The sequence below is a fragment of the Vibrio ponticus genome (assembly GCF_009938225.1).
GTDB lineage: Bacteria > Pseudomonadota > Gammaproteobacteria > Enterobacterales > Vibrionaceae > Vibrio > Vibrio ponticus.
In genome coordinates this window covers 1,648,860-1,661,097 of record NZ_AP019657.1, presented here as the reverse complement: position 1 = coordinate 1,661,097, position 12,238 = coordinate 1,648,860, and the positions used below count along the sequence as shown (strand labels likewise).

The window sequence follows — 12,238 nt, the reverse complement described above, 5'->3', positions numbered from 1 at the left end:
TGTGCAGGTTAATAATTTGTTGCATGTTTAAATGGTTAGTGCTAGTTTGATGGCAAATGGAAGGATCCATGCAATCAGGCAGTTACAAAAATAAGCTTGACGAAGATAATATTACAGGGAGTAGCAGCGCATGAAAGATGTACCAGCGCTAAATATCAATAACTTGCACAAAACCTTCGGTCAAAACGAAGTCCTTAAAGGCATTTCTTTAGAAGCCCACAAAGGTGATGTTATCTCGATAATCGGTTCTTCCGGTTCAGGTAAAAGTACCTTCTTACGTTGTATCAACCTTCTTGAAACCCCTACAGACGGTGAAATATGGGTCAATGGTGAATTGATTGAGATGAAGAACAACCGCCAAGGTGAAGCTGTTCCCGCGAATGAAAAACAAGTTCAACGAATCCGTTCTCGTTTAGCTATGGTTTTCCAAGGCTTTAACCTGTGGTCACATTTAACTGTTCTTGAAAATGTGATCGAGGCACCAGTTCACGTCTTAGGTGTGCCTAAGGCTCAAGCGATTGAAAATGCAGAATTGCTACTCAAGAAAGTGGGTTTATACGAGCGCAAGGATTATTATCCAGGTCACCTATCTGGCGGGCAACAGCAGCGCGCTGCGATCGCGCGAGCGTTGGCAGTCGATCCTGAGGTAATGCTTTTCGATGAGCCTACTTCGGCACTCGATCCTGAGTTGGTTGGTGAAGTACTTGGCGTAATGCGCGATCTTGCTGAAGAAGGACGCACCATGCTAGTGGTCACCCATGAGATGGCATTCGCTCGTGACGTTTCAAATCATGTCATGTTTCTTCATCAAGGTTTGGTTGAGGAGCAGGGCGATCCTGCCAAATTGTTTACTAATCCTGAATCTGAACGATTACAACAATTTATCTCATCTATTTATTAACTGCCTTGCTTTAGCGACAAAGCAAGGCAGAGCAACACAACATCTAGCAATACATTAATTTAATAAACACTAAAAATCACAGGAGTATGGAAATGAAAAAGTGGTTAGTAGTAGCGGCACTGGCAGCTACAACAGTGACTGGTATGGCACAAGCGAAAGATTGGAAGACAGTTCGTTTTGGTATTGAAGGTGCTTATCCTCCATTTAGCTGGACAGAAGCTGACGGTTCACTTAAAGGCTTTGATGTCGATATGGCAAACGCACTTTGTAAAGAGATGGACGTGAAATGTAAGATAGTCCCTCAAGATTGGGATGGCATCATTCCTTCACTACTTGCACGTAAGTACGACGCCATTATTGCTGCGATGTCGATTACTGAAGAACGTAAGAAAAAAGTGGATTTCACGGGTAAATATGCGCTGATTCCAAACAAATTTATTGCTAAGAAAGACGCAGGTTTAGATTTTGCCAACCTTGATGGCGTGAAGATCGGCGTGCAACGTGCGACGACTCACGATAAGTATCTAACCGATAACTACGACAAAGTTGAGATTGTTCGCTACGGTTCATTTGATGAAGCGTACCTAGATCTTGCTAACGGTCGTATCGCTGCGGTACTCGGTGATGCTTCAGCGCTTGAAGAAGGTGTTTTAAATGCTAAAGGTGGTGATGGCTATGAGTTTGTTGGTCCTTCACTCACTGACCCACAATGGTTCGGCGAAGGCTTTGGTATTGCGGTTCGTAAGCAAGATAAAGACCTGACTAAGAAACTGGATGAAGCAATCTTGTCGCTACGTGAAAAAGGTATTTACCAAGAGATCGCGGCTAAATACTTCAACTACGACGTTTACGGTCAGTAAACGCCAACCAGCCAATCAAGCTCAGTAGATAACGAGCAATTGGCACTCTGCGACCGTTGGCTTGTTCCTAGATGTAGCCAGCGGTCGAACTTAAGTTTAGGGAAAGGAACTCACCTATGCTGGATCTTCAAGGATATGAAGCCTCCATTTTAAAAGGGGCACTGGTCACAATAGAAGTGGCACTCTTGTCCCTTTTGCTCGCCGTTATACTGGGAATGCTTGGTGCATTGGCTAAGCTAGCCCCTTATCGATGGGCTCGTGCTATTGCCACCCTTTACACCACAATCATTCGTGGTATTCCCGATTTAGTCTTAATGATGCTGATCTTTTTTGGCGGACAGATCCTATTGAATAACAGCCTTTATTCGATTAATGAATGGCTGAACGAATGGTTTGCCTCGAGCAACCCAGATCACGAGTGGGTTTCTTATCTTCCTGATTATATTGACGTTAGCCCATTTATTGCGGGTGTTTTAACCATTGGCTTTATCTTCGGTGCTTACATGGCGGAGACTTTCCGTGGTGCCATTATGGCGGTCGACAAAGGCGAATTAGAAGCGGCGAAAGCCTATGGCATGAGCTCGACTTTGGCATTTCGCCGTATTTTGTTTCCGCAAATGGTTCGCCATGCGTTACCAGGTTTTGGTAATAACTGGCTGGTATTGTTGAAAACCACCGCATTGGTTTCGATTATTGGCTTAGAAGATATGGTACGCGTGAGCGCGTTGGCGGCTGGCTCAACTAAAATGCCATTTACCTTCTATATGGCAGTCGCAATCATCTTCCTATTTTTTACCAGCGTTTCGACCGGCTTGCTTAAACTGGTTGAGCGTAAATTCAGTATACATGCGAGGTAGAAAATGGACTTTTCATTGATTATTGAGAGCTTCCCTGTCTATTTAGAGGGGCTTTGGACCACTTTCTGGCTGGTTGGTTTAGCGCTGATCTTAGGCTTAATGGTTGCGATACCTTTGGCAATTACGCGAAATAGCCGTAACTATCTTTTGATGCTACCAAGCTGGGGATACATCTACTTTTTCCGAGGTACACCGCTTTTGGTCCAGCTTTACCTAATTTACTACGGTATGGATCAATTCTTTCCAGTGAAAGACACCTTATGGGAAAACGCTTGGTTCTGCGCGCTGGTCGCCTTTGTGCTTAATACTTCTGCTTACACTGCCGAAATTATTCGCGGTGCAATTAACGGTTTGCCAAAAGGCGAAGTCGAAGCAGCCAAGGCGTATGGCATGAGCACGTTTATGACTTATCGCCGTATCATCTTACCGAGCGCTTTGCGTCGTGCACTGCCAGCTTACAGTAATGAAGTGATTTTCATGCTGCATGGTAGTGCGGTGGCAGGTATTGTGACCATTCTTGACCTTACCGGTGCAGCGCGTTTGGTGAACTCTCGTTACTATGCGCCATTTGAGTCATTCCTCACTGCTGGTCTGTTCTATATGGCGTTGACGTTCATCATTCTGTGGATATTCAAAAACGCAGAGAAGCGTTTCTTAGCTTATCTCCGACCGCTGTCCTAACATAAAAACGAAGCCCCTCAATTGAGGGGCTTTTACTACATACTTCTAAATAGGCTTTGCTGTGCGCGGCTAACGGGTAGTTTGTGATTGAGCATTTTGACAAACATCCTGCCAGTAAAATCCTTACTCACTTTATCAATCGCGGCGACTCTGACTACCGTTGAGCGATGGATCTTCCAGAACTGCTCGGGATCGAGTTGGCTAAGCAGCTCTTTAAGAGGGGTGCGGATCAAATACTCACTCTCATCGGTATAAATCGATACATACTTCTCTTCAGCTTTAAAATAGAGCACATCATTGACCGCGATAAGATGAATATCGTCACCTTGGCTTGCTTTAAGCCAGCTTAGGTATTGCTCGCGTTTTGGTGTCAATTGGCTGATTTGCGCCAGTAGCTGATTAATATCAGGTGCTTGTTGATTACTATTGGTACTTAAACGCTGTTGCAACTTTTGGCAGCAGCGCTCTAGGCGCTCTTCATTAATCGGTTTGAGAAGATAGTCGACTGCGTTTTGCTCAAAGGCTTGAATCGCATACTCATCGTAAGCGGTAACAAACACCATCAAAGGTTGCTGCGCCAAGCGATTTAGCTCTTTAGCAACGGCTAAACCATCTAACTCTGGCATGCGAATATCGAGAAACACCACATCGGGTTGGTGCTGGGCAATTTTTTCCAATGCTTGCGCGCCATCCCCGCACATAGCGACAACTTCCAACTCAGACCAAAGGTCGGCGAGGCTACGATCTAAATGATGGCGCAGTAGGGGTTCGTCGTCGGCGATAATTGCGGTGATCGTCTTCATCGTTGTGGCGTTCCTTTTACTAGCTGGTAAACAATTTTGGTGTGATATCGAGAGGTATTGAGAGTGAAACGCAGAATCCGCCTTGTTCAGGCTGGGTTACGGCAACGCTACCTCGTTGGTCATAAAGACCTTTGACTCGCCGCTTGATGTTACTTAAACCCACGCCTTGCCCCTTGGTACTTGGCGTGTTGCTGAGCCCAATACCAGTGTCACGGACTCTTACAATCATATTGTCGTTTTCTGCGAAAATTTGCACCGTAATCGCGCCGCCTGCCGTTTTGGGCTCAATGCCATGCTGGATTGAGTTTTCCACTAAGGGCTGGATCAGCATTGGCGGCAAAATAGAGTGTTCTAACTCTGCATCGACTTCGATGTTAAATTGCAGTCTCTGGTCGAGACGCACTTTTTGAATCGCCAAGTAAGCTTCCAATTGATGCACTTCATCAGCGACGGTGGTTTGAGATAAACGCGAATTCGCCAGGGTGGTGCGCAAAAGCTCAGTGAGCTTATCGAGCATCATGCGCGCCTTGTCGATATCTTGTGTCATTAGCGCGCTAATGTTCGCCAAGGTATTAAACAAAAAGTGCGGTTCAATTTGGCTCTGCATCTGCATGAGCTGGCTTAAGATGAGCGCTTTCTCTTGTTCCGCCTGTTTGCGTTTGGTCTCTTCTAAAAGCTTATCGGCAATTGCCATTTGTTCTCGGTTGTAGAAATAGTAAAAACACATCCCAGAGAATACGATACCAAGCATCACCACAGGCAGCAGCTCAGACAGATTGGAGCCGAAATAGGTATTGAGCCAGAACCAAGCGTTGAGTGAGCCTAAAATAATCGACATCGTCAGCGACAAGGCTGTTTCGATCATAGAGTGCAGGCTGGGGAACACGTTATTAAGAAAAAGTGAGGATAGCAGAGCCGAGTAACCATAGCCGAAGCTGGTCATGACATGTACATAAGCCTCGCCACCCCAAACCGTATATGTGGTGACGGCGACGAATAGACAAAACAAGCTGGTAATAATGAAATTGCGCCAACGGGGGCAAATGACTAAATTCGACACGTCCACTAGAATTTTCCTTTAATCGTAAAAGTTAGTGTATGGCTTTGGTTAACCTGGGCGTAAGCAGATTCATTTTTTCCGCTCAAAAATCGTGCAGTGAATTCCAAATCTATTGATAGATCACCGTTATCAATCCATTGATATGTAATCCATTGTGTCGCAACGACGCCACCATCTTGTGGTGAGATAAGCAGATCCAGCTTCGGCGTGACATCGCCAAGCCAAGACCAAGCGCCGTCGGTTTGCCACTGTAGCCATGTCTGGCTATCCCAGCGCCAGTGCAGCATCACGTTGTGTTGGGTCAAGTTGTAATGGCTTAGCCCTTGCGCATAAGAGGTGGCGATTGCGTATGTTTGCGCTGAGTTTTTTAACCCTTGTCCTTGTTCAATGGCATTTTGCCATTCACTGTCGCTCCATGCGCGGCTGTCATACCAATATTCGCCAATAAAACTATGCCCACTTATTGCGGTATAGGTAAAACCTGCCAATGCTTGCCACGCCTCGCCAGCTTGGGCGAGCTCGACTGGTGCGAATAGTTGGATGGGCTGAGTAAATTGCATGCTCTGTTTTTGCCACAGCGCTTCAGTGTGAAACTCCCAAGCTGGTAATGGCACTGTCACCCAACTTGCGCCAATCGCGCCGCGTCTAACATCGTCGTAGTAGCCGATAAACTGATATTCATGAGCACCGTGTAATTGGTAGCGGCGCATACCAACACCTTGCTGTTGATTGGCTTGGTCAAATTGCTCAACCTTATTGTCAGTCCAGTGGGAATTGGTATAAAGCAGTGACCATTCGCCGGAGGCATCAAAGGAAGAAAGTGCGGCGACCATCGCACCTTCCTCTACACTAAGCCCAATGGGGTTTTGCCGATACGGCTTAAACATATCCAGTGGGCGGTAAGCATAGCTGACGCCATAGTCGAGGCGAATTTTTCCTAACGAGAGATCGTAGCTCTGCGTGCCGAGTTCAACGCTACCTTGCCAAGCCAGTTCGCGCACAATCAGTTGTGACTCGCTCTCTTCAAACCAAGTGTGGTTATCGGATTGGTAAATATCTTGGCTATAGAGGGTGCCGATCCCGCTCCAGTTTTGGTAAGCAAATTCAACGTCAAGCAAAGCATCTAACTGGAAGCGCTGCTCAGTGTTTGGTTCAATAAACGCACTGCTGGTGAACTGTTTCTGACTTTCCGATACCGCCCAATCCCAATTTAAATAAAGATTTTGTGCTTGCGTTAGTGCCGGGCTGGCGGCGAGTAAGACGGTCAAAAACAGGCGTTGCATGGCTACAGCTCCGTGGTGTTATTGCGTGCTAAAAAGCTTGGGTTGTAATACTTATCAGCTAATTGCCAAGGCTCGACCGATTGGTATTCAATCACGGTTTTTTTGCTGTTATGAATAGCATCAAGCAAGCTCATAGCAGTCACGGCGAGTTGGTTATTACGAACGCCGCGAATGAAAAAAGCTCGTTTAGCCAGTTTGCCTGAGCGGAGATACAAATCTGCTTTTATTGGAAAGCCGGTGTCTTGTTCTAGCCAAAGTACAATTTTTTGATAGCTCGCACTGCCGGTTTTCGCCTCTAACTTAAGTTGATGAGTAGGGTATGACAGACCATTTTCATCGGTTACTTGGGTATCTTTGACCCAAGTGCCGACGTAATCTTGGCTCCAAGTCAGTGAGCTAATGTCACCTACAGACGCTTCACCAAGTAGCTTTTGCATTGGCGTGATGCGAATAGGGCGACGGCTCTTCGGCATTTGTAGCCAAAAGTTATCTTGCAGCATCAACATTTTTTGCCCAGCTTCGACTGCGGATTTAAACACCACTAATGACTCGCGATCAGGGCGCGAGTACACATGGTAGTGGCGGGTTTTGGTGAGCTCGCCAGTCTCAAACAGAGATACAACTGAAACTACCTTGGCGGAATCTTCGCCGAGACGATAGTCGTCCGCTTTTTCCAGCAGTTGACTGACATCCGTATGCGTGAGCGCGGCAATAGCTGGCGTGGCAACAAGGGTAAGCAAGCAGCTGAGCTTGATAGCGCGAGTGAACAGTTTAGTTAGGTAATGTTTAAACATGAATCAATGCCTCAGTGATGGGTTTGTTTACGCCTTTGCGCGCTGAGATAAACGCAGCAATTAAGCAGATGGTTATCACGCCTGCCGATGCGGCAATGGCGAGTTCAGCTGAAAAATAGATCGTCAATGGGTAGCCTTGGCTCATCCCCGGAGGGGGTGGCATTTGGATATCCGCGAGCATCAAAAACAGCGTGAGCAGTGCGGCGGTGGCGGAGCCAATTAGGCTACCAATAAGAGCCATGAGCCCAGCTTCACGTGAGAAACCTGCGATGATTTCAGCAGGGTAGCTGCCTAGCGCTGACAAAGTGCCTATCTCACGCGTTCTTTCTGTGACAGACATCGTCATGGTGTTAAACAGAGAAACAAACACCACCATCGCCATAATTGCGCCAATGATGCCAAAGATACGGTCATAAAGGCTTTTTACGTTTTGGTAGTAGAATGCCCGCTCGTACCAAGGTGTCAGTTGCATGCTTTGCGTTTGGCTCTCAAGCAGTGTTGCGATTTGGCTTTGTGCTTGTTCAGTTTGCTCTAGCTGGAAAAGAAACACTGAAATGGTGCTGATCTTGTCGCTCACCAGTAGCTCTTGGGCGCTATTGATGTGAATGTAGAGTTGGCGTTTATCCATCTCAGGTACACCCGTTGAATAGGTGCCGCGCACTTTGAAATCGTAAGCGTTTAGCGCGCCTTCGCTGGTGGTTGCTAGCAATGTGACCCAATCGCCAATGGCGACATTTAAGTTACGCGCTAAGTCTCTACCCAGCATCACTTCTGGCTCTGCGGCGTCGTAACGTGGCGAGCGAATATTGGAAAGGGTTTTACCTTGTTCCATATTGAGAAACGGTCCTTTCATATCGAATTCTCGGTCATTGACACCGCGACCGATGAAAATTGCCGACTTATTTCCATTCGAAATCAAACCAGTAAAATCAATGCTTGGCTGCGCGCCGCGCACCATCTCGTTTGCCATCAATTGATTAATCAGTGGCTGTGGATTGTCTAAGCCATTGGCAAGAGGCATCTCTTCATCTTTGCTAAAGTACCCCGGTGTTGAAATAACCAAATGACCAATATCGCGCGCAGTGGCTTGTTTTAAGCTGTCATAGGTATACAGCCCAAATCCGCCAGTGCTGGTTAATGCAAATACTGTGATTGCCACAATCAAAACCGATAACGAGGTACGACGTTGATTACGTCTTAGGTTAAGCCATGCCAAACGCAGCGAGTTTGGTAGGATGGCGTGGGTTAACTTGCCCATGAAATCACCTCGTTGTTTGGTTGATAGTGATTGAGTTTGCCGTCAAGCAACTCAATGGTGCGATCGCAACGACTTGCCATGCGCGCATCATGAGTGGCAACGATAAAGGTGGTATTGGTCTCCGCGCCTAGGCGGTGCATGATATCGATGACCAGATTGGCGGTTTTGCTATCTAAGCTCGCGGTAGGCTCATCGGCGATCACTAGGGCAGGTTTGTGCACGAGTGCGCGAGCGATGGCAACGCGCTGCTGCTGACCACCGGACAGATTGTCGGGTAAATGGTGTAGATAACCGCCAAGACCAACCATTTCTAGCATTTGGCTTGCCAACACTTGCTGCTGAGTCTTGCTTACTCCGTTTAGCATCAGAGGATAAGCGACATTTTCTAGCGCGCTCATCACAGGCACCAAGTTAAAACGTTGGAAGATAAAGCCAAATTGTGAGCGACGAACTTGTGCCGCTAACTTTGCGCTTTTCGGTAGCGGGGCGCCGTTAAGCTCAATGCTGCCTTGATTGTCCATGTCTAACAGACCAAGAATGTTAAGAAGGGTGCTTTTCCCACTGCCAGACGGTCCACACAGTGCCACCATTTCCCCAGCTGCGATTTCGCCTGATACATCACTCAGCGCGGGTACGGTTTGCCCGCCGAGCTGGTAGTGACGCTGGATATGCTTGAAATTGATCATTTCGCCACCTTAGCTTTGTTGAGCAAGCATGGTTTGTGCTGCTTGGGTTTGATCGTGGTTCGCATCGAGTTCAGTCATCACTTCTAACCATGATTTTGCCTGCGCTAGATCTTCTGCACGTAGCGCCGCTTCAATTCCAGTACGGTAAACCCAAGCGCTGGCTGCGAAAGGTTGATGGGCGAAGTCCGGTTGATTAAGTAGGTTGATATATAGGTCGTAACCGCGCTCAAAATGGTTAAACAGATCAGGCAGAGAGGTATACGTGACCGCTGCCATTGCTTGTGCTAGATAGGCTTCAGGTAGACCTTGTATACGCTCTTGTTGGTTGATGTCTTGTGGCAGCGAATCAATCAAAGCCATACCTTTGGCAATGGTGGCGAGACCTTGCTCGGTATATTTCATCTTGTTCCAAGGCATAAATGCATCACGCCCTTGTAGCGTTTCTGTGCTGCCTAAGTACACAAGGCTTAGCGGTTTAGCGCCTTGCTCTTCAATTAACGCATTCAATTGACCATAGACAGTGTCCACTAATGCTTTATCGCCATCTGCGGCTTGGTTGTAAGCGGACAAAATTTCTGGTGTTGGGTTGGCGTACAAGTTGAAGCTAGTCAGTGCCGTCACGATAGCGGCGGCGAGTAGAGTTTTAACTGATTTCATTGTTCAAATTCCTTTTCCTTGCTGAATGCTTTCAGAATACGAGCATGGCGGGCGCGCTGCATGACGATGCGACGAACGGTTAATCGACGTGATAAATGGTCAAAGCATGAGATAAATGGTTGGCGATTGACGATTAATGTTTTTTGAAGGATATGATTGTGATAGCGCCTGATATTTCCCCATTCAGGTGAGAAAAAGCCCATTTTTTGTTATTGCAAACGTTTGGTTGTTTGAAATTAACACGCTGATTTTTTGTGGATATTCTCACATATTTATAAGCAAACGTTTGCCGTGTAAAAACAAATGTTTATATTGCAAACAATTGTTTGGTTGTGCAGCGGTTGCACCCAGTGGAATGAGGTCACAATGACAGAGCGAGAAAATGAAATTCTGGCGCTGATTAAGCAAGATCCGATGATTGCGCAGCAAACGCTCGCTGATAAATTAGGGTTAAGCCGCAGTGCCGTTGCGGGTCATATTATGAATCTGACTCGCAAAGGTTTTATTCAAGGAAAAGGCTATGTGATTGCGCCTGAACGTTACGCAGTAGTCATCGGTGGCGCCAACATGGATCTATGTGGTTTAGCTCGCAATGAGCTGGTGTTTGGTGATTCCAACCCAGGCGTGCTAACTAGCAGCGCTGGTGGTGTGGGACGTAATATCGCCGATAACCTTGGTCGCCTCGGCAGCAAAGTACAGTTTGTTGGTGCGCTTGGCGATGACAAGTGGGGGGAGCAACTTAAGCAAGCTTGTCATCTTGCCAATGTCGGTGTTGACCATTGCTTGACGGTTACTGGTGCAACGACCAGCAGCTACTTATCCATTCATGGACCAGATGGTGAAATGCATATTGCCCTTAATGATATGGGGCTGATTGAACAGCTGAATAGTGAAACCTTAGCTGCCCGTGATGGTGTGCTAAGCCGCTGTGGTGCATTGATTCTCGATGCCAACTTATCAGAGAGTGCACTCGATTATCTGTTTAGCGTTCATAGTGACAAACCGATATTTGTTGACCCGGTTTCTTCGGTAAAAGCACGCAAGCTGGAACCTTATCTTGACCGCATTCACACCCTAAAACCAAACAAAATTGAAGCTGAACTGCTTTCTGGAATTCAAATTGAGTCATTAGATCAGCTTCCAGATGTCGCGCAAGCTCTACACCAAAAAGGTGTTAAGCGACTGCTGATTAGCTTGGGTAGCCAAGGGGCATTCTCAAGCACCGAAACAGAGCAAAGATTTATTTCACCTTCTGCCACCCAAGTAAATAACGTCACTGGGGCAGGGGATGCATTAATGGCTGGTCTGGCTCATGGGTTTATGAGCGACTGGTCTTGGTCACAAAGTGTCGATTTTGCCCTAGCGGCAGCTTGCTTGGCACTCAAGAGTGACAAAACCATTAACACCACTATGTCTGAACACGCAGTACAACGTCAATTAGAGGAAAGCTCACAATGTTAGAGAATTATGTAGATATTCAACCAGAAGTTGCAGAGGCACTTGTAAATAATCGCCCAGTTGTGGCTTTAGAGTCGACGATCATTTCTCACGGTATGCCTTACCCACGTAACGTTGAAACTGCACTGTTGGTTGAGCAAACTATCCGTGACCAAGGCGCAGTGCCTGCGACTATCGCTATCATTGGCGGTCGCCTAAAAGTGGGTCTAGATGAAGAGCAAATTCGTCACCTAGGACAAGCTGGCACAGCAGTAACGAAAGTAAGTCGTCGCGATATTCCATTTATGGTTGCAGGCAAGAAAGATGGTGCAACAACGGTAGCCGCTACGATGATCATTGCTGAAATGGCAGGCATCAAAGTATTTGCAACGGGCGGTATCGGCGGCGTTCACCGTGGTGCGCAAGAGACATTTGATATCTCTGCTGACTTGCAAGAACTGGCTAACACTAACGTTGCTGTTGTGTGCGCGGGTGCTAAATCGATCCTTGACCTTGCGCTAACTCGTGAGTACCTAGAGACTCAAGGCGTACCAGTGATTGGTTACCAAACTGACAGCCTACCAGCGTTCTACACCCGTGAAAGTGAGCACGGTATTGATTACCGCCTAGACAGCGCTGATGAAATTGCTATTGCGCTAAAAGCAAAGTGGGAAATGGGTCTAAAAGGTGGTGTTGTTATTGCTAACCCAATTCCACACGAGTTTGCAATGTCACCGCAAGTAATCACTGAAGCGATTGAAACAGCACTTAAAGAAGCAGAAGAGCAAGGCATCTTCGGTAAAGAATCAACGCCATTCCTATTGGCTCGCGTATGTGAACTAACGGGCGGTAACAGCCTAGATTCAAACATCCAGCTAGTGCTAAACAACGCACGCCTTGGCGCAAACATTGCGAAGCAATACTACGCATAATTTGCCTAGCCAATAGTGTGCTATCAATC

Annotated in this window: 13 protein-coding genes; 6 read left to right on the top strand and 7 right to left on the bottom strand. The window is 46.9% G+C overall.

All coding sequences use genetic code 11. The features are described from left to right. Positions 1 to 130 precede the first annotated feature (130 nt). The 4 genes from GZN30_RS07245 to GZN30_RS07230 all read left to right on the top strand — a co-directional run bounded on the left by GZN30_RS07245 (position 131) and on the right by GZN30_RS07230 (position 3,299). The gene (locus tag GZN30_RS07245) at positions 131 to 901 is read left to right on the top strand and encodes an ABC transporter ATP-binding protein (RefSeq protein WP_075648610.1); all 771 of its coding nucleotides are present in this window, start codon (positions 131 to 133) and stop codon (positions 899 to 901) included. Positions 902 to 993: 92 nt separating this feature from the next. Further along, positions 994 to 1,761, top strand: a complete 768-nt coding sequence (locus tag GZN30_RS07240) for an ABC transporter substrate-binding protein (RefSeq protein WP_075648609.1) — start codon at positions 994 to 996, stop codon at positions 1,759 to 1,761. A 116-nt stretch (positions 1,762 to 1,877) separates the two neighbouring features. Next, entirely contained in the window at positions 1,878 to 2,618 is a 741-nt protein-coding gene (locus tag GZN30_RS07235; RefSeq protein WP_075648608.1) for an ABC transporter permease, read from the top strand. A 3-nt stretch (positions 2,619 to 2,621) separates the two neighbouring features. Beyond that, positions 2,622 to 3,299 carry an ABC transporter permease gene (locus GZN30_RS07230; protein WP_075648607.1) on the top strand — a complete coding sequence of 226 codons (678 nt, stop codon included), beginning with the start codon at positions 2,622 to 2,624 and terminating at the stop codon, positions 3,297 to 3,299. A 35-nt stretch (positions 3,300 to 3,334) separates the two neighbouring features. Here GZN30_RS07230 and GZN30_RS07225 read toward each other — a convergent pair whose 3' ends face one another. The 7 genes from GZN30_RS07225 to GZN30_RS07195 are packed head-to-tail and all read right to left on the bottom strand — an operon-like array spanning position 3,335 to position 9,840. Continuing rightward, the gene (locus GZN30_RS07225; protein ID WP_075648606.1) at positions 3,335 to 4,102 is read right to left on the bottom strand and encodes a LytR/AlgR family response regulator transcription factor; all 768 of its coding nucleotides are present in this window, start codon (positions 4,100 to 4,102) and stop codon (positions 3,335 to 3,337) included. A gap of 19 nt (positions 4,103 to 4,121) precedes the next feature. Beyond that, on the bottom strand, positions 4,122 to 5,168 hold the full coding sequence (locus tag GZN30_RS07220; protein WP_075648605.1) for a sensor histidine kinase: 1,047 nt from the start codon (positions 5,166 to 5,168) through the stop codon (positions 4,122 to 4,124). Next, positions 5,168 to 6,445, bottom strand: a complete 1,278-nt coding sequence (locus tag GZN30_RS07215) for a hypothetical protein (protein WP_075648604.1) — start codon at positions 6,443 to 6,445, stop codon at positions 5,168 to 5,170. Before GZN30_RS07215 ends, GZN30_RS07220 begins: the two co-directional genes overlap by 1 nt. Before the next feature lie 2 nt (positions 6,446 to 6,447). Next, positions 6,448 to 7,239: an outer membrane lipoprotein-sorting protein gene (locus GZN30_RS07210; protein WP_075648603.1), complete on the bottom strand. Its 792-nt coding sequence runs from the start codon at positions 7,237 to 7,239 to the stop codon at positions 6,448 to 6,450. Continuing rightward, complete coding sequence (locus tag GZN30_RS07205; RefSeq protein WP_075648602.1) at positions 7,232 to 8,497, bottom strand: ABC transporter permease; 1,266 nt, start codon at positions 8,495 to 8,497, stop codon at positions 7,232 to 7,234. The genes GZN30_RS07210 and GZN30_RS07205 overlap by 8 nt, the downstream gene beginning before the upstream one ends. After that, entirely contained in the window at positions 8,485 to 9,183 is a 699-nt protein-coding gene (locus GZN30_RS07200) for an ABC transporter ATP-binding protein (RefSeq protein ID WP_075648601.1), read from the bottom strand. The genes GZN30_RS07205 and GZN30_RS07200 overlap by 13 nt, the downstream gene beginning before the upstream one ends. 9 nt (positions 9,184 to 9,192) lie before the next feature. Beyond that, positions 9,193 to 9,840: a hypothetical protein gene (locus GZN30_RS07195; protein ID WP_075648600.1), complete on the bottom strand. Its 648-nt coding sequence runs from the start codon at positions 9,838 to 9,840 to the stop codon at positions 9,193 to 9,195. Between the two features lie 366 nt (positions 9,841 to 10,206). Here GZN30_RS07195 and GZN30_RS07190 point away from each other — a divergent pair, with 366 nt between their 5' ends. Then, positions 10,207 to 11,301: a PfkB family carbohydrate kinase gene (locus GZN30_RS07190; protein ID WP_075648599.1), complete on the top strand. Its 1,095-nt coding sequence runs from the start codon at positions 10,207 to 10,209 to the stop codon at positions 11,299 to 11,301. Continuing rightward, positions 11,295 to 12,209: a pseudouridine-5'-phosphate glycosidase gene (locus GZN30_RS07185; protein WP_075648598.1), complete on the top strand. Its 915-nt coding sequence runs from the start codon at positions 11,295 to 11,297 to the stop codon at positions 12,207 to 12,209. The genes GZN30_RS07190 and GZN30_RS07185 overlap by 7 nt, the downstream gene beginning before the upstream one ends. The last annotated feature ends 29 nt before the right edge of the window (positions 12,210 to 12,238 follow it).

Coding starts and splice junctions, on each gene's coding strand:
- GZN30_RS07235 (WP_075648608.1), top strand. CDS start 1,878: ATGCTGGATCTTCAAGGATATGAAGCCTCCATTTTAAAAGGGGCACTG.
- GZN30_RS07210 (WP_075648603.1), bottom strand. CDS start 7,239: ATGTTTAAACATTACCTAACTAAACTGTTCACTCGCGCTATCAAGCTC.
- GZN30_RS07185 (WP_075648598.1), top strand. CDS start 11,295: ATGTTAGAGAATTATGTAGATATTCAACCAGAAGTTGCAGAGGCACTT.
- GZN30_RS07245 (WP_075648610.1), top strand. CDS start 131: ATGAAAGATGTACCAGCGCTAAATATCAATAACTTGCACAAAACCTTC.
- GZN30_RS07205 (WP_075648602.1), bottom strand. CDS start 8,497: ATGGGCAAGTTAACCCACGCCATCCTACCAAACTCGCTGCGTTTGGCA.
- GZN30_RS07225 (WP_075648606.1), bottom strand. CDS start 4,102: ATGAAGACGATCACCGCAATTATCGCCGACGACGAACCCCTACTGCGC.
- GZN30_RS07195 (WP_075648600.1), bottom strand. CDS start 9,840: ATGAAATCAGTTAAAACTCTACTCGCCGCCGCTATCGTGACGGCACTG.
- GZN30_RS07215 (WP_075648604.1), bottom strand. CDS start 6,445: ATGCAACGCCTGTTTTTGACCGTCTTACTCGCCGCCAGCCCGGCACTA.
- GZN30_RS07200 (WP_075648601.1), bottom strand. CDS start 9,183: ATGATCAATTTCAAGCATATCCAGCGTCACTACCAGCTCGGCGGGCAA.
- GZN30_RS07230 (WP_075648607.1), top strand. CDS start 2,622: ATGGACTTTTCATTGATTATTGAGAGCTTCCCTGTCTATTTAGAGGGG.
- GZN30_RS07190 (WP_075648599.1), top strand. CDS start 10,207: ATGACAGAGCGAGAAAATGAAATTCTGGCGCTGATTAAGCAAGATCCG.
- GZN30_RS07240 (WP_075648609.1), top strand. CDS start 994: ATGAAAAAGTGGTTAGTAGTAGCGGCACTGGCAGCTACAACAGTGACT.